The sequence below is a fragment of the Sodalis sp. RH20 genome (assembly GCF_047324205.1).
Classification (GTDB): domain Bacteria; phylum Pseudomonadota; class Gammaproteobacteria; order Enterobacterales; family Enterobacteriaceae; genus Acerihabitans.
The window spans coordinates 5,792,196-5,814,847 of sequence record NZ_CP178733.1; the positions used below are offsets into that span (position 1 = coordinate 5,792,196).

The window sequence follows — 22,652 nt, forward strand, 5'->3', positions numbered from 1 at the left end:
ACCGCCCGTTGAATTGTTGAGAGTATGGCAAGGCAGGAGAGAGTGATGACATCACAAGAATTTTTACGCCGCCGGCAGGCATTGTTGGCCAACATGGCTCCGGCCAGCGCCGCCGTCATTTTTGCGGCGCCGGAGGCGACGCGCAGCGCCGACAGTGAATATCCCTATCGCCAGAATAGCGACTTCTGGTATTTCACCGGGTTCAACGAACCGGAGGCGGCGCTGGTGCTTATCAAAAGCGACGCGACCCATTCGCACAGCGTGCTGTTCAACCGGGTGCGCGATCCCGGCGCCGAGACCTGGTTCGGCCGCCGCCTGGGCCAGGAGGCCGCCCCGGCCAGACTTGCCGTGGACCGGGCCTTGCCGTGGGACGAAATCAATCATCAGTTGCACCTGCTGCTGAACGGACTGGATGTGGTCTATCACGCCCAGGGACAATACGCCTTTGCCGATACCCTGGTGTTTAACGCCCTCGATACCCTGCGCCGCGGCTACCGTCAGCATTTGCGCGCGCCCGCCACGCTTACCGACTGGCGCCCCTGGGTGCACGATTTCAGGCTGGTTAAATCGGCGGAGGAGCTGGCGGTCATGCGCCGCGCCGGCGAAATCACCGCGCTCGGGCATACCCGCGCCATGCGGGCCTGTCGTCCGGGGCAGTATGAATACCAGCTGGAAGGCGAAATCCTGCATGAATTCAACCGGCACGGCGCCCGCTATCCTTCCTACAATACCATCGTCGGCAGCGGCGAAAACGGCTGTATTCTGCACTACACCGAAAACGAGGCGCAGATGCGCGACGGCGATCTGGTGCTTATCGACGCCGGCTGTGAATACCAGGGGTATGCCGGCGATATCACCCGCACCTTCCCGGTGAACGGCAAGTTCAGCCCCGAGCAGCGGGCGGTGTACGACATAGTGCTGGCGATGCTGGAGAAATCCCTGGCGTTGTACCGGCCGGGCACCAGTATCCGCGAAGTCAATGAACAGGCGGTGCGGGTTATGGTCTCCGGGCTGGTGGCGCTGGGCGTAATGAAGGGCGACGTGGACGGGCTTATCGCCGCCCAGGCCCATCGGCAGTTCTTTATGCACGGCTTAAGCCATTGGCTGGGGCTGGATGTGCACGACGTCGGCGACTACGGCACCCCGGAGCGGGGCAGGACCCTGGAGCCGGGCATGGTGCTGACCATCGAGCCGGGCATTTATATCGCCGCGGACGCGGATGTGCCGCCGCAATATCGCGGCATCGGCATCCGCATCGAGGACAATATCGTTATCACCGAACAGGGCAACGACAACCTCACCGCATCGGTGGTCAAGGACCCGGATGCCATCGAAGCGCTGATGGCGGCGGCGCGCTAGCCTATGTCGGTGATCATTATCGGCGGCGGCATGGCCGGCGCCACCCTGGCGCTGGCCTTGTCCCGCCTGACCGGCGGGCGGCTGGAGATCGATTTAGTGGAAGCGGCCGCGCCGGAAAACCGGCGCCATCCCGGTTATGACGCCCGCGCCATCGCCCTGGCCCAGGGCACCAGCCAGCAATTAACCGCCATCGGTGTCTGGCCTTCGCTGATGTCCTGCGCCACGCCCATCACCCGTGTCGAGGTCAGCGATAGCGGCTATCCGGGTAAAGTCTCGCTGTCCGCGCGCGACTACCGCGTGCCCGCGCTGGGTTATGTGGTGGAGCTGCACGACGCCGGGCAGCGTTTATTTGCCCTGCTGCGCCAGGCGCCGGGGGTAAGGCTGCACTGCCCCGCGACGCTTACGGATATTACCCGCCGCCAGGACGATATCCTGGCGCGGCTTGACAACGGGACGGAGCTGATCGGCTCGCTGCTGGTGGCGGCGGACGGTTCGCACTCGCAGGCGGCGCGCCATTGCCATATGCAGTGGCGCCAGGAGGACTATGGGCAACTGGCGATTATCGCCAATGTCACCACCGCTGAGGCGCATCAGGGCCGGGCTTATGAGCGTTTTACCGAACATGGGCCGCTGGCCATGCTGCCCATGTCGCAGGGGCGCAGCGCGCTGGTGTGGTGCCTGCCGCAGTCCATGCGCCAGGAAATCACCGGCTGGAGCGAAAGCCGGTTTATCGACGCGCTGCAAGCCGCCTTCGGCTGGCGGCTCGGGCGTATTACCGCCTGCGGGCAGCGGCAGTGTTACCCGCTGCAGCTGCGCACCGCCACGCGCCAGGTAAGCCATCGGCTGGCGCTGGTGGGCAACGCGGCGCAAACCCTGCATCCTATTGCCGGCCAGGGGTTCAACCTGGGCTTGCGTGACGTGATGACCCTGGCGGAAACCCTGGCCGAGGCCCTGGCGCGGGGCGAGGACCCGGGCGCCTACGCCACCCTGCAGCGCTATCAGCAGCGCCGTCTGCCCGATAAGGACCGCACGGTCGGCATTACCGACGGCCTGATACATTTGTTTGCCAACCGGCATCCGCCGCTGGTGGTGGCGCGTAACCTGGGTCTTGCCGCCATGGCCGCTTCGCCGGGGCTGCGCGCCGCGCTGGCGCGGCAAACCCTGGGCTGGGTGGCGCGTTAGCACCCTTACGCTGGTTCCCGGTCTTTAAAAGGATATTACAGTTATGCAAGCATTTGACGTGGTCATCAACGGCGGCGGCATGGTCGGCCTGGCGCTGGCCTGTGGACTCCAGGGCAGCGGCATGCGCGTGGCCGTGCTGGAACAACAGGCGCCGGAGCCGGTGCCGCCGGCCGATAACCCCGCGCTGCGGGTATCGGCCATCAACGCCGCCAGCCAGCGCCTGCTGGAACACCTGCAGGTCTGGGACGATATCGTCGCGCTGCGCGCCAATCCCTACCAGGGCATGCAGGTCTGGGACAACGATGGCTTCGGCAATATCGCCTTTGACGGTAAACAGCTGGGCTACGCCCATCTGGGCCATATCGTCGAGAACCCGGTTATCCACCAGGCGCTGTGGCGCCGGGCCGGGCAGCTGTCCGACGTGACGCTGCTGTGCCCGCGCGCGCCGCGCCAGATTGCCTGGGGCGAGAACGAAGCGTTTATCACCCTCGACGACGGCGGCATGCTGACCGCCCGGCTGGTGGTGGGCGCGGACGGCGCCAACTCCTGGCTGCGCCGCTACGCCGATATTCCGCTGACTTTCTGGGATTACCAGCATCACGCACTGGTGGCCACCGTGCGTACCGAACATCCGCACGGCGGCATTGCGCGCCAGGCGTTTCACGGCGACGGCATCCTGGCGTTCCTGCCGCTGAGCGATCCGCATCTTTGCTCCATCGTCTGGTCCCTGCCGCCCGAGATGGCGCAGTCGCTCCAGGAACAGGCGCCGGCCGGATTTAACGCGCAGCTGGCTGCGCACTTCAACCTGGCGCTGGGGTTATGCGAATTGCAAAGCGAACGGTTAACCTTTCCCCTGACCGCCCGCTATGCGCGGGATTTCGCCGCCCACCGCCTGGTGCTGGTGGGCGACGCGGCGCATACGGTCCATCCGCTGGCCGGGCAGGGGGTAAATCTCGGTTTTATGGACGTGGCGGAACTGCTGTCGGAGCTGCGCCGGCTGCAGCAGGCCGGCAAGGATATCGGCCATCATCCCTACCTGCGGCGCTATGAGCGCCGTCGCAAGCATAGCGCCGCCGTGATGCTGGCCGGCATGCAGGGGTTCCGCCAGTTGTTCGACGGCAATAACCCGCTGAAAAAATGGGTGCGCGACGCGGGACTGCGCCTGGCCGATACGGTACCCGGGGTCAAACCCCGGCTCATCCGCCAGGCCATGGGGTTAAACGATCTGCCTACATGGCTGGAACCGGGCGCGGTTTGACTGAAATAAACTAATTTAACCCGCTATTTTGCATTATATTTTCTAATCCGATATCGGGAATAAAGTCTTTGCCCCTGACCAAAGTCAGGGTTTTTTGTTATCATATTTTGCTTTTGACGGCCGGCATTTATTGTTTGTGCGCCGTATTCGCCACTTTGCCAACATAACATGCTGATTCATGCCTATCCCCTCCGCCTGCGCCGCCCTGGCCGCAGGATAATTTAATTTATGGTTTCCCCCGGGATTCAGTGGTAACTTCTGGCAAAAGGTATCGTTTGCGCCGCCGGATTCGCTGTGGGCGTCGCGGCGTAAAATTCAATTTTACAGCTCCTGATTTGACGACAAAGAGGACGAGATGGCCCAGCTGACATCGTTGTATGAACAGCACATAGCGTGCGGCGCGAAAATGGTGGACTTCCATGGCTGGATGATGCCGCTGCACTATGGCTCCCAGCTGGAGGAGCATCACCAGGTGCGCCGCGACGCGGGCATGTTTGATGTGTCCCATATGACCATTATCGATTTAACGGGTCCGCGCACCCGCGAATACCTGCGCTACCTGCTGGCGAACGACGTGGCCAAGCTCACCGTGCCCGGCAAGGCGCTCTATAGCGGCATGCTGAACGCCTCAGGCGGCGTTATCGACGATCTGATCGTCTATTTCCTCGAAGAGACTTATTTTCGCCTGGTGGTGAATTCCGCCACCCGCGACAAAGACGTCACCTGGGTGACCGACCACGCGGCCCCCTACGGTGTGTCGGTACGGGTACGCGACGACCTGGCGCTGATTGCCGTACAGGGCCCGCGGGCGCAGGAGAAAGCGCGCACGCTGTTTACCCCCGCGCAGCAGGCGGCGGTGGCCGGGATGAAACCGTTCTTCGGCGTGCAGTCGGAGGATTTATTTATCGCCACCACCGGGTATACCGGCGAGGCGGGATTTGAAATTGCGCTGCCGAAAACCGAGGCGGAGTCCTTCTGGCGCAAACTGCTGGCGGCGGGCGTCAAACCCTGCGGCCTGGGCGCGCGCGATACGCTGCGCCTGGAAGCCGGCATGAACCTGTACGGCCAGGAAATGGATGAGCGTATTTCTCCGCTGGCGGCCAACATGGGCTGGACCATCGCCTGGCAGCCCGAGGATCGGGATTTTATCGGCCGCGAGGCGCTTGAAGCCCAGCGCCGCGCCGGCACCGACCAACTGGTCGGCCTGGTGATGACGGAAAAAGGTGTGCTGCGCAACGACCTGACGGTACACTTTACCGACGCCGACGGTAATATGAAAACGGGCGTGATAACCAGCGGTTCGTTCTCGCCCACCCTGGGTTTCAGCATTGCCCTGGCCCGCGTGCCCGCCGGTATCGGCGAGCACGCCATTGTATTAATCCGTAACCGCGAAATGCCGGTTAAGGTCACCAAACCTGGTTTTGTGCGCGCCGGTAAACCGGTCGTTCAATAATTAACTTTGCAAGAGTGAGGAAGGCAATGAGCAATGTGCCGCAAGAACTAAAATATACCCCCTCCCACGAATGGGTGCGCAACGAAGGTAACGGCGTGTATACCGTCGGCATTACCGAACATGCCCAGGAACTGCTGGGCGATATGGTGTTTCTCGACCTGCCGGACGTCGGCACGTCTTTCGCCGCCAGCGACGATTGCGCGGTAGCCGAATCAGTGAAAGCCGCCTCGGATATCTATGCGCCCATCGGCGGCGAGATCGTGGCGGTGAACGAAGAGCTGGAAGCGTCGCCGGAACTGGTGAACAGCGCGCCCTACACCGAGGGCTGGTTGTTCCAGATCAAGGCCGACGACGAAAGCGAGGTCGCCGGATTGCTTGACGCCGAGGCCTATGAGGCCACGCTTGACGAAGACGAATAACCGCCACCGAGACCCGGCCCCGCACGGTTAACCAGCCATCCGGGGCCAACAGGCGGGACAGGGCGTCGCCACACCGGCCCCTGTCCCTGCCGAGCACGTTGCCTTTCCCCGTCCCATGCCCGATGCAGGAATTGTTGTTTATGACCCAGACTCTCAGCCAGCTTGAACACCATGACGCTTTTATCAAGCGTCATATCGGCCCCAGCGCGCAGCAGCAGGCGCATATGCTGTCGGCTATCGGCGCCGCGACGCTCGACGCGTTGATTGGCCACATCGTCCCGGCCGACATCCAGCTGCCGGCGCCTCCGGCGGTCGGCGATGCGGCCACGGAATCCCAGGCGCTGGCGGAGCTCAGGGCCATGGCGAGTCTTAACCAGCGGTTTAAAACCTATATCGGCATGGGCTACAGCGCGGTGGTCACCCCGCCGGTGATCCTGCGCAACATGCTGGAAAACCCGGGCTGGTACACCGCCTATACGCCTTACCAGCCGGAGGTCGCCCAGGGGCGCCTGGAAGCCTTACTGAATTTCCAGCAACTGACCCTCGACCTGACCGGGCTGGATATCGCCTCCGCCTCGCTGCTGGATGAAGCCACGGCGGCGGCGGAAGCCATGGCGCTGGCCAAGCGCGCCAGCAAGCTCAAACAGGCCAACGTGTTTTTTGTCGCCAACGATGTCCATCCGCAAACGCTGGACGTGGTGCGCACCCGCGCCGAGACCTTCGGTTTCGAGGTGATCACCGGCCCGGCCCCGCGCGCGCTGGAACAGCAGGGTGTTTTCGGCGTGTTGCTGCAACAGACGGGCACCACCGGCGAACTGCATGATTACCGCGCGCTGCTGGCCGAACTGAAAACCCGTCACATCATCAGTTGCGTGGCGGCCGATATGATGGCGCTGGTGCTGCTGGCGGCGCCGGGCGCACAGGGGGCCGACGTGGTGTTCGGCTCTTCCCAGCGTTTCGGCGTGCCCATGGGCTACGGCGGCCCGCACGCGGCATTTTTCGCCGCCCGCGACGACGTCAAGCGCTCCATGCCGGGACGTATTATCGGCGTGTCCCGCGACGCGGCCGGCAGTACCGCCCTGCGCATGGCGATGCAAACCCGCGAGCAGCATATCCGCCGCGAAAAGGCCAACTCCAATATCTGCACCTCGCAGGTACTGCTGGCCAATATCGCCGGCCTGTACGCGGTCTACCACGGTCCGGAAGGATTGAAACGCATCGCCGCGCGCATCCATCGCCTGACCGCCATCCTGGCTTCCGGCCTGACGGCGGCGGGACTGACGCTGCGCCATGCCCGGTGGTTCGATACCCTCACCGTCAATGTGGCGGATAAAGACGCGGTGATAAGCCGCGCGCTGGCCCGCGGCATTAACCTGCGCGCCGACCTGGACGGGGCGGTGGGGATAACGCTTGATGAAACCACCGGCCGCGACGACCTTGCCGCGCTGTACGGCGTGGTGACCGGCGGCGACGCCGTGCTGGATATCGATGCCCTTGACCGCGCGGTCGGGGACGTCATCCCGGCGGATCTGCTGCGCGCCACGCCCATCCTGACGCATCCGGTGTTTAACCGTTACCACAGCGAAACGGACATGATGCGTTATATGCATCAGCTGGAACGCAAGGATCTGGCGCTTAACCAGTCGATGATCCCGCTCGGCTCCTGCACCATGAAGCTGAACGCCGCCGCCGAGATGATCCCCATCACCTGGCCGGAGTTCGCCGAGCTGCATCCGTTTTGTCCCGTCGGGCAGGCGGCCGGCTACCAGCAGATGATCGCCCAGCTCTCCCGCTGGCTGGTGCAGCTTACCGGCTATGACGCGCTGTGCATGCAGCCCAATTCGGGCGCGCAGGGAGAATACGCCGGCATGCTGGCCATACGCCGCTATCATGAGAGCCGCAACGAGGGCAACCGCCGTATCTGCCTGATCCCCAGCTCCGCCCACGGCACCAACCCGGCGTCCGCCCAGATGGCCGGCATGTCGGTCACCGTGGTGGCCTGCGATAAAAACGGCAATATCGATTTACACGATCTGCGCCGGAAAGCCGAACAGGCCGGCGACCAGTTGTCATGCATCATGGTGACCTACCCGTCGACCCACGGCGTATACGAAGAGACCATCCGCGAAGTCTGCCAAATCGTGCACCAGTTCGGCGGCCAGGTGTATCTGGACGGCGCCAATATGAACGCGCAGGTCGGCATCACCTCGCCGGGCTTTATCGGCGCCGACGTTTCGCACCTGAACCTGCATAAAACCTTCTGCATTCCCCACGGCGGCGGCGGCCCGGGCATGGGCCCCATCGGCGTGAAAGCGCATCTGGCGCCGTTTGTGCCGGGGCATGCCGTAGTACATATCGACGGCGTGCTGACGCGCCAGGGCGCGGTATCCGCCGCCCCGTTCGGCAGCGCCTCGATCCTGCCGATCAGCTGGATGTATATCCGCATGATGGGGGCCCAGGGACTCAAGCAGGCCAGCCAGGTGGCGATCCTGAACGCCAACTATATCGCCAGCCGGTTGCAGTCCGCGTTTCCGGTGCTGTATACCGGGCGCGACGGCCGCGTCGCCCATGAATGCATCCTGGACATCCGGCCGCTGAAGGAAGCGACCGGCATCAGCGAGATGGATATCGCCAAGCGCCTGATCGATTACGGTTTCCACGCCCCCACCATGTCTTTCCCGGTGGCGGGAACGCTGATGGTCGAGCCCACCGAATCCGAAAGCCAGGTGGAACTGGATCGCTTTATCGACGCGATGCTGGCCATCCGCGGTGAAATCGACCGGGTGGGCAGCGGCGAATGGCCGCTGGCGGACAATCCGCTGGTCAACGCGCCCCATATCGAGCGCGAGCTGGCGGGCGCGTGGGCCCATCCCTACAGCCGGGAAACCGCGGCATTTCCCGCGGGCTTCGGCAATAAATACTGGCCGAGCGTAAAACGCCTGGATGATGTTTACGGCGACCGCAATTTATTCTGCTCCTGCGTGCCGATCGAGGATTATGAATAGGCGCTGACCGGCGCTGTCCCCGCTCGACGCGCCGGTATCGCACCGGGACGGGCGGGGGAGCGGGCTTGGCCGCATCCTACGCCTTTCCTGGAAAGCCCAGCCCACCCGGCGCCGGGCGGACGGCGATCGCCCCTGCGCTGACGCCCATTACCGCTGTTTTACCCCGCCTGCTGCGGCCGACAACACGTGTTGTTACATCATATCGTCTGATATTCGCCTGACTAAATGAACCACCTGAGCTATACGGAGGTCCGATAAGGATTATCCCTCGTCTGATATTACGAAGACATTAAAGATGGCCCGGCGGAGTGTGATTAAGTACGGGATGTGCTTATCCGCAGTCATTTATACTGAGAAAAATAGAATTAATGAGAAAGCTTCTGCAACTATCCCAACTGAAAATTTCCCTGTTTATCGCTTTTTATATCGGGATTATTCTTAACATACCCATTCTGATCCGCCGCTACCAGCAACTGCAATATAATAATGCCTTGTCGGTGGCTATCGAAGTGCTGGCATTGTTTTCACTGGTGTTTTTGTTGACCATGCTGCTCTCGCTGCTGGGCAAGACACTCTATCGCGTACTGGTCACCCTGGTGGTGGTCAGTTCGGTGGCCGCCAGTTATTACATGGTGCTGTACAACGTGGATATCGGCTACGGCATCCTGGCCGCCGTGATGACCACCGATGTGGACCTGTCAAAGGAATCGGTGGGTTACCACTTCTTTATCTGGGTTATCCTGGTCAGCCTGATCCCCCTGGCGCTGATTTGGCTGGCGCCGATGCCCGAAGCGGCGCTCAGGCGCAGCAACGTCAGGCATATTTCCAAAAAAGGGCTGCTGATCGTTACCGCCGCCCTGTGCTGCTGGCTGCCGCTGAAGCTGATGGGCCAGGTACAGGACCAGCACGATCGCGAGAATAACCGCACCATGGCCAGCTACGGCGGCGTGGTCGCCGGCTCCTACTCGCCGTCAAACTGGCTGTCGGCGCTCGGCATGCTGATCTACAGCTCCTATAGCCAGGCGGAGGACAGCCGCAAGCTGTACGATCCGGCGCAGCATTTTACGTATGTGGCGCCGAAGGATGTCAAGGATCTGTATGTGGTGTTTATCATCGGCGAGAGCGCGCGCCGCGACCATATGGGCGCCTACGGCTACCAGCGCGATAATACGCCCAACCTGGACAAGGAAAAGAACCTGGCGCTGCTGCAGGGCTACTCCTGCGATACGTCCACCAAGCTCTCCCTGCGCTGCATGTTTGTGCGCGAGGGCGGCGCGTCGGAAGCGCCGCAGCGCACCCTGAAAGAGATGAACGTCTTTTCCGTATTAAAAAAACAGGGCTTTAGCTCCGAGCTGTTTTCCATGCAGAGCGAGGCCTGGTTCTATAATAAGGTGATGGCCGACGACTATGCCCTGCGCGAAACCATCCAGGCGGAAAAACGCAACGCGGGCGAGCCGGTGGACGATATGGCGCTGGTGGACGAACTGCACGATTCCCTGGCGCGCCATCCCGACGGCAAGCACCTGATCGTGCTGCATACCAAGGGTTCCCATTATATGTATACGGAGCGTTATCCGCGCCAGTTCGCCCGTTACCAGCCGGAATGCCAGGGCATCGACGATGCCTGCTCCACCGAGGAACTGGTCAATTCCTATGACAACAGCCTGCTGTACACCGACTATTTCCTGAAACAGGTCTTCGATCAGCTGCGCGATCGTAACGCCATCGTGTTCTACGCCTCCGATCATGGGGAATCCATCGCGGAAAATATGCATTTCCACGGCACGCCGCGCGATCATGCGCCGATTGAACAACGCACCATCCCCATTATGGTCTGGGCCTCGGACGGCTTCCTGCGCGGGAGCGATCACCAGGCGGCGTTTAGCCGGCTGCGCGCCCTCGCGGCGGCCAAGACCCCGGTATTCCATGAAAAACTCTATGACAGTATCTTAGGCTGCATCGGCTTTACCTCCCCCGACGGCGGCATCGTCAAGCAGCGTAACTGGTGCCAGACGCCCTAGGCCGCGGCGTCCAGGTCAGAGATGGCCTTGGCGAGACGCCGGTGATGCCCGGGGATCTGATTTTTCAGTCATCACGCCCGATACCCGGCACAAGGCACCCTGTGCCGGGTATGGCGGACACCCACGGTGTTGACATCGCGCCTGCTGCATGTCTACTCATTGTCGATACCTTTACCTATAAGGTTGTTATGCATACCCAGGCGGTTTTACAAAAATGGGGCAATAGCATTGCGCTGCGTTTATCCGGTAACCTTAAAACCATCCCGCATTTCGAAGCGGGGGATACGGTGGATATCGAGATGAGCGAGCAAGGATTAGTCACTCAAAAAGCCCATAAAAAACGGTTCCGGGAATCCGACCTGTTAATGGGACTTACCGCGTATACCGCCCATGCCGACGATCTGGCGGCGCCCATCGCTGGGGAGCTGGATTACTGATGTTTATTCCTGGACGCGGCGATATTTGCTGGCTGGATTTTGCACCAACAAAAGGGAAGGCGATTGGCAAGTATCGCCCGGCGCCAGCACCATGATAGCGTCGCCGCGCCCGGCGGATGCGCTCAGGCGGTGGCCGCGTGATTTTTGCGCCGGGCGATGCGATAGATTTGCGCCGCCACAAACAGCACGGCCTGGACGATAACGATGCAGGGCCCGGTGGCGCCGTCGATATAAAAGCTCACCAGCGTGCCGGTAACGCAGGAGAACACCGAGACCAGCACCGCCGCCAGCAGCATCCCGTCGAACCGGCGGGCGAGCAGGGAGGCGGTAATGCCGGGTGAAATCAGCATGGCGATCACCAGTATCACGCCCACCGCCTGCAGGGCGGCGACAATGGTCAGCGCCAGCAGGCATAACAGGCCATAATGCAGCGTCTTTACCGACAGGCCCAGCACCCGCGCCTGGGCCGGATCAAAACAATACAGCATCAGATCCCGGCGCTTGACCAGGATGACCAGGGATACCGCGCCGGCTATCAACACGACCTGCCACAGCTCCGCGGGCGTAATGCCCAGCACATTGCCGAACAGGATATGGCTAAGGTGCTGGTCGGTATCGATACGTGAAAACAGCACCAGGCCGAGGGCGAACATGCCCGAGAAGACAATGCCCATGACCGTGTCCTCCTTCACCCGGCAGTGGTCTTTGATATAACCGGTGCCCAGGGCGCATACGATACCCGATCCAAAGGCGCCGGCCACGATCGGCAGTCCGGCGATATAGGCCAGGATAATGCCCGGCAGCACCGCGTGGGAGATGGCGTCCCCCATCAGCGACCAGCCTTTGAGCACCAGGAAGCACGACAAGATGGCGCACACCACGCCGGTGGCGATGGCGGCGATAATCGCCCGTTGCATAAACGGAAAGCCCAGTGGTTCGGCGACATAGGCGAGCAGGTAATCCAACCATGCCATCATCCGGCGCTCCGTCTATCTTTAGCCCGCGCCCGGCCACGCATCTTGGCGGCCAGCAGCCCGTGTTTCGGCGCCAGCAAAAACGCCAGCAGGAAAACCAGGGTTTGCAGGGTAACGATAACCCCGCCGGTGGCGCCGTTCAGGAAATAGCTCAGCCAGGCGCCGCAAGCGCTGGTCAGGGTGCCGATGATCACGGCGATTATGATAAGGCGCGGGAAGCGATCGGTCAGCAGGTACGCCGTGGCGCCGGGCGTTATCACCATGGCTATGACCAGGATGGCGCCGACCGTTTGCAGCGCGGCCACGGTACAGGCGCTCAACAGCGTGAAAAAAATAATTTTCAGGCGCAGCGGCGACAGGCCGATGGAGACGGCATGGCCCTCGTCAAAAAACGCCGCCAGCAGATCCTTCCAGATCACGCACAGCACGATAAAAGACACGCCGCTTATCACCTGCACCTGCAGGACATCCGCGTCGGCTATCCCGAGGATATTGCCGAAGATGATCGATTGCACGTTGACCGACGTGGGATTTAGCGAAACGATCAGCAGCCCGACGGCGAAAAAAGTGGTGAAGACAAAACCGATAATGGCGTCCTCGCGCAGCCGGGTATAATGGCGCACCAGCGTCATCACCAGCGCCGCCAGCATACCGGTCAGGAACGCGCCGGCGGCGATGGGCAAACCCAGCGCATATGCGCCCGCCACGCCCGGCACCACCGAGTGGGACAGCGCATCCCCCATCAGCGACCAGCCCTTGAGCATCAGGTAGGCCGAAAGAAAGGCGCAGACCCCGCCGACAATGCCGCTTACCCAAATGGCCTTGAGCATATAATCGTACTGAAACGGCTGTAGCAAGAGCGCCATCATCACGACACCCGCTTATCGGCGTCGACCGCGCGCAGTCCGGCCCGCGGCGCCCCGGCCGCCGCGATATCAAACTGGCGCAGCCTGCCGCCGAATACCCGCTCCAGGTTTTCCTGGGTAAAGGCGGCGGCGGTAGGGCCGGCGGCCAGTACCGTGCGGTTGATCATCACCACCCGGTCGCAAAATTCCGGCACGCTGGCCAGGTTATGGGTAGAGACCAGGATCAGATGGCCTTCGGCGCGCAGCGATTGCAGCAGCGCGATAATGGCATCTTCGGTCTGCACATCAATACCGGTAAACGGCTCGTCAAGGAGCATGACCCGTCCCTGCTGCGCCAGCGCCCGCGCCAGGAACACCCGTTTGCGCTGGCCGCCGGACAGTTCGCCAATCTGGCGCTGGCGGAATGCGCTCATGCCGACCCGCGCCAGCGCCCGGTCCACCTGGGCCTTATCCTCGGCGGAAGGGATGCGCAGGAAAGACATTTTGCCATAACGCCCCATCATCACGACATCCGCCACCAGCACCGGGAAATTCCAGTCCACTTCCTCGGTTTGCGGCACATAGGCAATCAGGTTTTTACGCAGCGCCTTCGCCACCGGCAGGTTATCCAGGGTAACCTTGCCGGAGGAAGGGCGCACCATGCCCATAATGCTTTTGAACAATGTCGATTTGCCGCTGCCGTTGATGCCGACCAGCGCGCAGATGGTGCCGCCGGTAAGCCGGAAGCTGGCGTTGCTGATGGCGGTATGGCCGTTATTGTAGGTGACCGTCACGTCGTCCACCCGGAGATCGGGCTGATAGCCGGTGTTGTTCATTGGCCGAACCCCCTGGCGATGGTATCCACCGTCACGTTAAGCAGGCTGAGGTAGTCGGGCACCGGCCCGCCGGCTGCCGACAGCGAATCGACATATAGCACGCCGCCGTAGCGCGCGCCGGTTTCCTTGGCGACCTGCCGGGCGGGTTTATCCGAGATGGTGCTTTCGCTGAACACCACCGGGACCTGCTGCTCCCGCACCAGATCGATCACCCGGCGCACCTGCTGGGGCGTGCCCTGCTCCTCGGCGTTGATCGGCCAAAGATAGGCTTCGCGCAGGGCGTAATCCCGCGCCAGGTAGCTGAAGGCGCCTTCGCTCGTCACCAGCACGCGCCGGGATTCGGGTATATTGGCCAGCCGGGCGCGCAGCGGGGCGTCGGTGGCGGCGATTTTCTCCGCATAGGCTTTGGCGTTGCGGTTGTAGGCGTCGGCGTTGGCCGGGTCGTATTGCACCAGCGCCTTGCGGATGTTTTCCACATAGATCAGCGCATTGGCGGACGACATCCAGGCATGGGGGTTGGGATTGCCGTTATAGGGGCCTTCACGGATAGGCAGCGGCTCGATGCCCTCGGTGACTACGGCCGAGGGCACGTCATGGATATTATCGAAAAAACGGGCAAACCAGCGTTCCAGGTTCAGGCCGTTCCACAAAATCAGGTCCGCCGACTGGGTCTTGACGATATCGCGCGGGGTAGGCTGGTAATCATGGATTTCCGCGCCGGGCTTGGTGATGGATTCCACTACCGCCGCGTCGCCGGCCACGTTGCGCGCCATATCCTGAATAATGGTAAAGGTGGTTATCACCTTGAATTTTTTCTCCGCCATGGCGGGGGTGCCGGCAAGCGATAACGCCATGCCAAACAGCAGGCCCCATGGCGCCAGGGCGGAAAAACGTCTCTTTAACGGCAATAACGGCATGTCGGCGATCTCCATAAACGCTTCCGGTCATCAGGCTGGCCCTGGCAGGGTCGGAGTACAGTGTCGTCATCTTTTACCGATGTCCGCACGGCCGGGGCGTCATTACATTTGCATGTATATAATTAACAAGTGATGCTTTAATGTTCATATATAGCATGAGCTATACTGTATAGCAAAGGCAAACTTAATCTGTTTGTCGTCACCGCCGCGCCGTGCATGCCTATTTTGTTTATCAACGCCTTTGGTAACAATGCTATGCTTTACCTCGCCATCGCCGGTGATGGCCTTATGCAGCCGTACATCAAGAGGAAGGACTATGACCACCCCTGAAAAAGCGGATATGCCCGTCCGTAGCACGCAACTTGTGGATGTACAGGAACATGCGCAGGGTTTCCTTCAGGTCAGGGCAGCCCACCGTGCCGAGCTGATGGACGATTATGTGGAGCTTATCGACGATCTTATCCGTGATTTCGGCGAAGTCCGCCAGGTGGAATTGGCCGCGCGGTTGGGCGTATCGCAGCCCACGGTGGCGAAAATGCTGAAAAGGCTGGCCGCGGCGGGGCTAATCCGGCAATTACCCTACCGCGGCGTTTTTCTTACCCCCGAGGGCGAGGCGCTGGCGGCGCGCAGCCGGGAAAGGCACCAGGTGGTAGAGTCGTTCCTGCTGGCGCTGGGCGTCAGTCCTGAGACGGCGCGCCTGGATGCCGAAGGGCTGGAGCATCATGTCAGCGAAGAAACGCTGGCCATTTTCCGCGCGTTTACCGAACAGGCCGCCCGGCAAAAATAACGGCCTTTACCTTATCCATTCCTTCTGTGTGTCCCGCAGGCGAAAGACGCGGGAAAGCTCTGGTCTTTATTGAATACGTTATGTTATAACGTAACATTAAAGCACGGACTTCTCCGCCCTTTTACCAACCACAACACTGATGGAGTGAAACATGCGTGCGACAGATAAAATGCCCGGCATAACCCGGATGGGGGAAGGGCGTGCATCCATTCCCCTGCCGGTAACCGTGCTTTCGGGGTTCCTTGGCGCGGGTAAAACCACCTTGCTTAACCACATCCTTAACAACCGGCAAGGCCGCCGCGTGGCGGTGATCGTCAATGATATGTCGGACGTGAATATTGATGCGGCACTGGTGCGCGACGGCGGCGCCGAATTGTCCAGAACGGATGAAAGGCTGGTGGAGATGAGCAACGGCTGCATTTGCTGCACCCTGCGGGAAGATTTGCTGCTGGAAGTCGGCCGGCTGGCGAAAGAGGGCAAATTCGACCAATTGGTCATCGAATCCACCGGTATTTCCGAACCCCTGCCGGTGGCCGAGACCTTTACCTTTACCGATGACGACGGCCTGAGCCTGTCGCACGTCGCCCGCCTGGATACCATGGTCACCGTGGTGGATGCGTTCAACTTCCTGCGCGATTACGCTTCGCGCGACAGCCTGTCATCCCGGGGCGAATCCCTGGGCGTGGAGGACCCGCGCACGGTGGTGGATCTCCTGATCGAACAGATCGAATTTTGCGATGTGCTGGTGCTGAACAAAATCGATCTGATCGGCGAAGACGAACGCCTGCGCCTGTTGGCTATCCTGCGCGGCCTGAACCCAAGGGCAAAAATCGAAGCGGCTGAATTCGGCCGGGTGGCGCTGGATAGCGTCCTGAACACCGGATTGTTTGATTTTGACCAGGCGGCGCAGGCGCCGGGCTGGCTGAGGGAGCTGCGCGGCGAGCATACGCCGGAGACCGAAGAGTACGGCATTACCCACTTTGTCTATCGCGCCCGCCGGCCGTTTCATCCAGAGCGCTTCTACGCCTGGATTGCGAAGGATTGGCCCGGGGTGATGCGTTCCAAGGGTTTTTTCTGGCTGGCCACCCGTCCGGCGCATGCCGGTTCATGGTCCCAGGCCGGCGGCGTCAGCAGGCATGCTCCGGCTGGCTGCTGGTGGGCCGCCATACCCCGCGATCGATGGCCCGGCGATCCCGATACGCTGGCATTTATTCACGACAACTGGGTTGACGGGGTCGGCGATGCTCGTCAGGAACTGGTGCTGATCGGAATCGGCATGGATGAGGCGGGTTTAAGGGCAGGTTTTGACGCCTGTCTGCTGACCGATCGGGAAATGGCGCAGGGACCGGAGATGTGGTTCTGGTATGGCGATCCGTTTCCGCAATGGTCATAACCTGGCATTTGGCTGCTTTTATCGGGAAAAGCCCGCACTACTGATAAAGATCCCTGCTTATTTCGCCGGGTACGCGTATAATCGCCGCCCGGCGAATTAACCAGATAAAGAGTGCTTGTATGGCGTCCACCAGCCTGATCCAACCCGAACGCGGCCTGTTTTCCTATCCTCCTTATTGGGCGGAATGTTACGGCATCGCGCCGTTTTTGCCGATGTCGCGCGCCGAAATGGATCAATTGGGGTGGGACAGCTGCGATGTGGTGATAATCAGCGGCGACGCCTATGTCGATCATCCCAGCTTCGGCATGGCGATTATCGGCCGCATGCTGGAATCCCAGGGGTTTCGCGTCGGCATCATTGCCCAGCCGGACTGGACCAGCAAGGACGACTTTATGCGCCTGGGGCGGCCGAACCTGTTTTTTGGCGTCACCGCCGGCAATATGGATTCGATGATCAACCGCTATACCGCCGACCGCAAGCTGCGCCATGACGACGCCTACACCCCCGGCAACGTCGGCGGCAAGCGTCCGGACCGCGCCACCATGGCCTATAGCCAGCGCTGCAAGGAAGCTTACAAAGAGGTGCCGGTGATCCTCGGCGGCATTGAGGCCAGCCTGCGGCGCATCGCCCATTACGATTATTGGTCCGATACCGTGCGCCGCTCGGTGCTGGTGGATTCGAAAGCCGATATGCTGATCTACGGCAACGGCGAGCGGCCGCTGGTGGAGCTGGCCCATCGGCTGGCGGCGGGGGAGGCGATCGGCGCCATCAACGATGTGCGCAATACCGCCATTATGCGCCGGGAGCCGCTGCCCGGCTGGAGCGGGGTGGATTCCACCCGCCTGGACCAGCCTGGGCGCATCGAACCGATCCTTAATCCCTATGGCGACGACCTGCCCTGTGCCGACGGCGCGGCGCCGGCTCCGCAGGCCGGATCGGTAACGGTGCGCGCCGCCAAACCCAAGCCGTGGGAAAAAACCTACGTGCTGCTGCCTTCGTTCGAAAAAGTCAAAGGCGATAAGGTGATGTATGCCCATGCCTCGCGCATCCTGCATCACGAAACCAACCCCGGCTGCGCGCGGGCGCTGATGCAAAAACACGGCGATCGTTATGTCTGGATCAATCCGCCGGCCATTCCCCTGACCACCCCGGAGATGGACCAGGTTTTCGCCCTGCCGTTCCAGCGCGTGCCGCATCCGTCCTACGGCAAGGCGGCCATCCCGGCGTATGAGATGATTCACTCGTCCATCAATATCATGCGCGGCTGCTTCGGCGGCTGCTCGTTTTGTTCGATTACCGAACATGAAGGCCGTATTATCCAAAGCCGCTCGCAAGCGTCCATCGTGCGCGAGATCGAGGCCATTCGCGATACGGTGCCGGCGTTTACCGGCGTGATTTCCGATCTGGGCGGGCCGACCGCCAATATGTATATGCTGCGCTGTAAATCGCCCCGGGCGGAACAGACCTGCCGCCGCGCTTCCTGCGTCTATCCGGAAATCTGCCCGCATATGGATACCGATCATGAGCCGACCATCTCGCTCTACCGGCGGGCGCGGGCGGTCAAAGGCATCAAAAAGGTGCTGATCGCCTCCGGCGTGCGTTACGATCTGGCGGTGGAGGATCCGCGCTATATCAAGGAACTGGCGCTGCACCATGTGGGCGGCTACCTGAAGATTGCGCCCGAGCATACCGAGGCCGGGCCCTTAGCGAAGATGATGAAGCCGGGCATGGGCAGCTACCACCGCTTTAAGGAATTGTTCGATCGCTACTCCGCCGAGGCGGGGAAAAAACAGTACCTTATTCCCTATTTTATTTCGGCGCATCCGGGCACGCGCGATGTGGATATGGTCAACCTGGCGTTATGGCTGAAGAAAAACCGTTTTCGGCTCGACCAGGTGCAGAATTTTTATCCGTCGCCGCTGGCCAGCGCCACCACCATGTATTACACCGGCAAGAATCCGCTGGCCAAGGTGGACTATAAGAGCGAAGAGGTGGTGGTGCCGCGCGGCGATCGCCAGCGCCGCTTGCATAAGGCGCTGCTGCGTTACCACGATCCGGCCAATGCCGCGCTGATCCGCGCCGCGCTGGAAGAGATGGGACTAAAGCACCTGATCGGCGGCGGGGGCGAATGCCTGGTGCCTTCCCCGGCGGCGGGCGCCGGGGAACCGCGTGCCGCGCGCGGCAACGCGAGTCCCGCCCTGACCCGGCATACCGATATGGCGCGCCAGCGCGCGCCGGCGGCGTCCGGCCGGGCTACTTCAGCCAGCCGTTCTGATGGGCGGCGTCAAGATGGCGTTTCAGATGTTCCCAAAGGGCAGGGTAAACGTCGCCGATAAAGGCGTTGCGCGTCAGCACCTGCTCAAGCCGGATGCCGTTTTCCACCCAGCTTTGGCCGCGGTTATGCAGGTTCATCAGCACCGGCATCAGCCGGTCCAGCATCAGGGCAAACTGCGCGTTGGGTGTTTCGCCCGCCTCGTACTCCAGCCACAGCTGATGGAAATGCCCGCGCTGCGGCGCCGGCAGCAGGCCGAACAGCCGTTCGGCGGCCGCTTCTTCCTGGGCATGCACCGCCGCCCGCCCGACCAAATCGTAAACCAGTACGTCGCCGGCGTCGATTTCCACGATATCGTGCACCAGCGCCATCTGGATCACCCGGTTGATATCGACGTTATCGTCCGCATAGGGCGCGAGCGCCATCGCCGCGACGGCAAAATGCCAGCTGTGCTCGGCGGTATTTTCCTGACGCTGGGTGCCCAGGACCTTGGTGCGGCGCTGAATGCTTTTAAGCTTGTCGATTTCCATTAAAAAAGCGATCACTTCGGTCAGTTCGCCGAAGGCGAGTTCAGGCGTTAGTTCAGACATATCAATTTTTAACCACGCTAGCGTAAAACGCCACATTGTAGGCCAAACCGGCGGCAATTTCGAACGCTCTCTGCACGCCGTTTCCCATCGCCGCCGGGACGATAGGGTGCGAAGCGCGCCGCCGCCGCCGCCGTCAGGGCGCGTTAACATTTTTTCAGCTTACGCGTGTACACTGGAATGGTTCTCAGCTAAGCTTGATGCGGTTGGCGAAAATGATAATGAGTTAAGATTGAGGATGTATTACGTATGGCTAATAAGCTATTAGCTCAGGGATATTCACTGGCGGAAGAGATCGCCAACAGCATCAGTCACGGCATCGGCCTGATCTTCGGTATCGTCGGCCTGGTGCTATTGCTGGTGCAGGCCGGTCATGTCGGCGCCGACGTGACGGCCATCACCAGCTACAGTTTGTACGGCGGCAGCATGATTCTGCTGTTCCTGGCCTCTACGCTCTACCACGCCATTCCCCATCCGCCGGCCAAGCGCTGGCTGAAAAAGATGGACCACTGCGCCATCTACCTGCTGATCGCGGGTACCTACACTCCGTTCCTGCTGGTGGGCCTGGCGTCGCCGCTGGCCAAGGGCCTGATGGTGGTGATCTGGAGCATGGCGCTGCTGGGCGTCGTGTTCAAACTGGCGTTTGCCCATCGTTTTGAGGTGATATCGCTTATCACCTACCTGACCATGGGCTGGCTATCGCTGGTGGTGATTTATCAGCTGGCGCAGCGCCTGCCGGTGGGCGGCCTGACGCTGCTGGCGGTGGGCGGTCTGGTCTACACTGTGGGGGTCATTTTTTACGCCTGCAACCGTATTCCGTTCAATCACGCCATCTGGCATGGGTTTGTGCTGGGCGGCAGCGTATGCCATTTCCTGGCGATTTATTTGTATATTTAATGCCGCCCGGCGGCCGCGGATAACAGGGATAACGCCGTCAAAGTCATACTACGCCCGGGGCAATGGCTATGCCGCCGGGCGCGTCGGTCACTTCCCGCTTAAAGGCGGCGGCGCCGGTTTGCTTTACTCGATTTCATAAGGCAGGGGCTGGATAGCCAGCGCGCCGGCGGCGTCGTCCTTGACCCGCAGCCGGCTATCCGCCGCCAGATCGTTATTCAGCACCGCCTGTACCCAGACGCTGCCGTCCTCCAGTTGCAGGGCGGCCAGTACCGTGCCGGTGCGGCGCCAGTTATCGCCCATTTGCAGCTCAAGGTCTTCTCCCGCCGCCGGCACGCGGCCGGCTTTACCGGCCAGCCAGTACAGCGCCCGTTTATTGGCGCCCCGGTATTTGGCGCGCGCCACCATCTCCTGCCCGGCATAGCAGCCCTTGGTAAAGCTGATGCCGCCGAGCGACTGCAGGTTGACCGCCTGGGGAATAAATTGCGCGCTGTTGACGCTGTCGATGACCGGCAACCCGGCTTCGATATTCAACGCCAGCCACTGACGGCTGTCGGTCAACTGTGCCTGTCCCTCAAGCTTGTGCAGCAGTTGCTCCAGGACGCCGGGGGTGGTGACCAGTAAAAAACGCTCCGCGGGCAGGCTGAAATGCAGGATCGACGTTTCACCGTCCTCCACCACCTGATGTTCGGCGTCGGGCAGGGCGGCAAACAGGCCGGCCAGGGCCGCGCGCGCCTGAAACCCGGCGACGCCCAGCAGCAGCGCGTCCTCGTCCGCCGTCATGACGACCTTGGAAAATACCGCGTATTTTTTCAGTTCCGCAAGCTGGGCGTCGCGCACGCTGCGCCGCTCGATATAGGCCATGCCCGCGCCGCGATGGAATATACGCATATTGCTGTACATTTTACCTTTTGCATCGCAATGCGCGCCCAGGATATGCCGATCGCGCGCCATAGCCTCCACATCGGTGGTGACCTGGCCCTGCAGGTACTTAAGGGTATCCGGCCCGGTCAGCCCGACCAGCGCCCATTCCTCAAGCGACATCAGCGTCAGGGGCAAATGGCTGGAGGGAGAAGGTAAACGCGGCGGAAAAGGAACTTTAGGTGTCATGCAACACTCCTATCCTGTAAGACAAAACAATAGCCTAATGGTAAAAGAGTCAAGAGGCTTTGCAAGTGGTTATTTCATCGGCGCTGTGCCGAAATGTGCGATGCGTGCCGGTAAAAATTGCCGGAACATGTCGAAATGTGTCGTTTTATGTAATGCCGACCCGCGAAACGGGTTAAACTATGCACTGGCCGGATGGAAATGAGGTAAAAGATACAAATGGATATCGTCAATAAAGCGCGCATCCACTGGGCCTGCCGCCGCGGCATGCGCGAGCTGGATATCTCCATAATGCCGTTTTTTGAATACGACTATGACACCCTTAGCGACGATGACAAAGCCTTGTTCGTCCGCCTGCTGGAATGCGACGATCCCGATCTTTTCAATTGGCTGATGAATCATGGCGAACCCCAGGACAGCGGATTAAAAAAAATGATAACCATGATACAACAGCGAAATAAAGCCCGTGGCCCTCTGGCGATGTGACATACGGGTCTCCTGGCGCACGCAGATTTTTTCGCTGGCGGTTCATGGGATCCTGACCCTAGTGATCCTGCTGTCGCCGTGGCCGGAAAATTACGGCCTGGTCTGGGTTACGCTGATAACGCTTGTGGTGTTTGAATGCATCCGCAGCCAGAGGAATATCATGGCCTGCCGGGGAGAGCTGGTGCTGCAAAGCGACCGGCATATCCGCTGGCATCAGCAGGAATGGTCGGTTGTGGGCAAACCCTGGCTGCTTAAAGGCGGGGTGTTGCTGCGCCTGCGCCAGGTGGGGGGCAAAAAAAAGCGCCGCCTGTGGCTGGCCGCGGACTGCATGGGCCAGCGCGAGTGGCGCAGCCTGCGCCAGGCGCTGCTGCATCATGGCTCACAGGAAACGCTGGATTAACGCCGGACCGGCCTTGGCGC

General features: G+C 61.2%; 20 protein-coding genes. 14 read left to right on the plus strand and 6 right to left on the minus strand.

The genetic code is table 11. The features are described from left to right. Positions 1 to 45 precede the first annotated feature (45 nt). The 8 genes from pepP to ACL2XM_RS26495 all read left to right on the plus strand — a co-directional run bounded on the left by pepP (position 46) and on the right by ACL2XM_RS26495 (position 11,134). Positions 46 to 1,359, plus strand: a complete 1,314-nt coding sequence (gene pepP / locus ACL2XM_RS26460; protein ID WP_410013594.1) for a Xaa-Pro aminopeptidase — start codon at positions 46 to 48, stop codon at positions 1,357 to 1,359. Between the two features lie 3 nt (positions 1,360 to 1,362). Continuing rightward, positions 1,363 to 2,541, plus strand: coding sequence for a 2-octaprenyl-6-methoxyphenyl hydroxylase (gene ubiH, locus ACL2XM_RS26465; RefSeq protein WP_413731970.1), 1,179 nt, complete (start codon positions 1,363 to 1,365; stop codon positions 2,539 to 2,541). Between the two features lie 43 nt (positions 2,542 to 2,584). Next, positions 2,585 to 3,799, plus strand: coding sequence for an FAD-dependent 2-octaprenylphenol hydroxylase (gene ubiI / locus ACL2XM_RS26470; RefSeq protein ID WP_413731972.1), 1,215 nt, complete (start codon positions 2,585 to 2,587; stop codon positions 3,797 to 3,799). A gap of 355 nt (positions 3,800 to 4,154) precedes the next feature. After that, a complete protein-coding gene (gene gcvT, locus ACL2XM_RS26475) occupies positions 4,155 to 5,252 on the plus strand; it encodes a glycine cleavage system aminomethyltransferase GcvT (protein ID WP_413721417.1) in 1,098 nt (365 codons plus the stop codon). A 26-nt stretch (positions 5,253 to 5,278) separates the two neighbouring features. After that, complete coding sequence (gcvH, locus tag ACL2XM_RS26480; protein WP_410013598.1) at positions 5,279 to 5,671, plus strand: glycine cleavage system protein GcvH; 393 nt, start codon at positions 5,279 to 5,281, stop codon at positions 5,669 to 5,671. Between the two features lie 140 nt (positions 5,672 to 5,811). Continuing rightward, positions 5,812 to 8,676: an aminomethyl-transferring glycine dehydrogenase gene (gene gcvP / locus ACL2XM_RS26485; RefSeq protein WP_413731974.1), complete on the plus strand. Its 2,865-nt coding sequence runs from the start codon at positions 5,812 to 5,814 to the stop codon at positions 8,674 to 8,676. A 368-nt stretch (positions 8,677 to 9,044) separates the two neighbouring features. Beyond that, positions 9,045 to 10,697 carry a kdo(2)-lipid A phosphoethanolamine 7''-transferase gene (gene eptB / locus ACL2XM_RS26490; RefSeq protein WP_410013600.1) on the plus strand — a complete coding sequence of 551 codons (1,653 nt, stop codon included), beginning with the start codon at positions 9,045 to 9,047 and terminating at the stop codon, positions 10,695 to 10,697. Between the two features lie 110 nt (positions 10,698 to 10,807). Then, positions 10,808 to 11,134 (plus strand): transcriptional regulator, encoded by a 327-nt coding sequence (locus ACL2XM_RS26495; protein ID WP_410013601.1) that lies wholly within the window; start codon positions 10,808 to 10,810, stop codon positions 11,132 to 11,134. Between the two features lie 122 nt (positions 11,135 to 11,256). Here ACL2XM_RS26495 and ACL2XM_RS26500 read toward each other — a convergent pair whose 3' ends face one another. Genes ACL2XM_RS26500 through ACL2XM_RS26515 form a run of 4 tightly spaced genes read right to left on the minus strand, consistent with a single transcriptional unit; the run spans position 11,257 to position 14,643 of the window. Further along, positions 11,257 to 12,111 carry a metal ABC transporter permease gene (locus ACL2XM_RS26500; RefSeq protein ID WP_413731976.1) on the minus strand — a complete coding sequence of 285 codons (855 nt, stop codon included), beginning with the start codon at positions 12,109 to 12,111 and terminating at the stop codon, positions 11,257 to 11,259. After that, positions 12,108 to 12,977, minus strand: a complete 870-nt coding sequence (locus tag ACL2XM_RS26505; protein WP_410013603.1) for a metal ABC transporter permease — start codon at positions 12,975 to 12,977, stop codon at positions 12,108 to 12,110. The genes ACL2XM_RS26500 and ACL2XM_RS26505 overlap by 4 nt, the downstream gene beginning before the upstream one ends. Next, on the minus strand, positions 12,977 to 13,789 hold the full coding sequence (locus ACL2XM_RS26510) for an ATP-binding cassette domain-containing protein (RefSeq protein ID WP_410013604.1): 813 nt from the start codon (positions 13,787 to 13,789) through the stop codon (positions 12,977 to 12,979). The genes ACL2XM_RS26505 and ACL2XM_RS26510 overlap by 1 nt, the downstream gene beginning before the upstream one ends. Then, positions 13,786 to 14,643: a metal ABC transporter substrate-binding protein gene (locus ACL2XM_RS26515; RefSeq protein WP_410016734.1), complete on the minus strand. Its 858-nt coding sequence runs from the start codon at positions 14,641 to 14,643 to the stop codon at positions 13,786 to 13,788. Before ACL2XM_RS26515 ends, ACL2XM_RS26510 begins: the two co-directional genes overlap by 4 nt. A gap of 379 nt (positions 14,644 to 15,022) precedes the next feature. Between ACL2XM_RS26515 and mntR the strand changes: the two genes are divergently transcribed. From mntR to ACL2XM_RS26530, 3 genes are all read left to right on the plus strand, one after another. Next, positions 15,023 to 15,493, plus strand: a complete 471-nt coding sequence (gene mntR, locus ACL2XM_RS26520; protein WP_413721412.1) for a manganese-binding transcriptional regulator MntR — start codon at positions 15,023 to 15,025, stop codon at positions 15,491 to 15,493. A 187-nt stretch (positions 15,494 to 15,680) separates the two neighbouring features. After that, positions 15,681 to 16,886, plus strand: coding sequence for a zinc metallochaperone GTPase ZigA (gene zigA / locus ACL2XM_RS26525; protein WP_413733271.1), 1,206 nt, complete (start codon positions 15,681 to 15,683; stop codon positions 16,884 to 16,886). A 119-nt stretch (positions 16,887 to 17,005) separates the two neighbouring features. Beyond that, positions 17,006 to 19,222, plus strand: a complete 2,217-nt coding sequence (locus ACL2XM_RS26530) for a YgiQ family radical SAM protein (protein ID WP_413731978.1) — start codon at positions 17,006 to 17,008, stop codon at positions 19,220 to 19,222. Here the strand turns inward: ACL2XM_RS26530 and ACL2XM_RS26535 are convergent. Further along, positions 19,140 to 19,748, minus strand: coding sequence for an HD domain-containing protein (locus ACL2XM_RS26535; protein WP_413731979.1), 609 nt, complete (start codon positions 19,746 to 19,748; stop codon positions 19,140 to 19,142). The two genes, ACL2XM_RS26530 and ACL2XM_RS26535, sit on opposite strands and share 83 nt — an antisense overlap. Positions 19,749 to 19,994: 246 nt before the next feature. On the opposite strand from ACL2XM_RS26535, the gene trhA reads away from it, so the two are divergent. Then, positions 19,995 to 20,642 carry a PAQR family membrane homeostasis protein TrhA gene (gene trhA, locus ACL2XM_RS26540; RefSeq protein WP_410013608.1) on the plus strand — a complete coding sequence of 216 codons (648 nt, stop codon included), beginning with the start codon at positions 19,995 to 19,997 and terminating at the stop codon, positions 20,640 to 20,642. 123 nt (positions 20,643 to 20,765) lie between these two features. Here the strand turns inward: trhA and ygfZ are convergent, their stop codons facing one another. Continuing rightward, positions 20,766 to 21,749 carry a tRNA-modifying protein YgfZ gene (ygfZ, locus tag ACL2XM_RS26545; protein ID WP_413731980.1) on the minus strand — a complete coding sequence of 328 codons (984 nt, stop codon included), beginning with the start codon at positions 21,747 to 21,749 and terminating at the stop codon, positions 20,766 to 20,768. Between the two features lie 216 nt (positions 21,750 to 21,965). On the opposite strand from ygfZ, the gene sdhE reads away from it, so the two are divergent. Further along, positions 21,966 to 22,232, plus strand: a complete 267-nt coding sequence (gene sdhE / locus ACL2XM_RS26550; RefSeq protein WP_410013611.1) for an FAD assembly factor SdhE — start codon at positions 21,966 to 21,968, stop codon at positions 22,230 to 22,232. Beyond that, a complete protein-coding gene (locus tag ACL2XM_RS26555; protein ID WP_410013612.1) occupies positions 22,213 to 22,632 on the plus strand; it encodes a protein YgfX in 420 nt (139 codons plus the stop codon). Before sdhE ends, ACL2XM_RS26555 begins: the two co-directional genes overlap by 20 nt. Positions 22,633 to 22,652 lie beyond the last annotated feature (20 nt).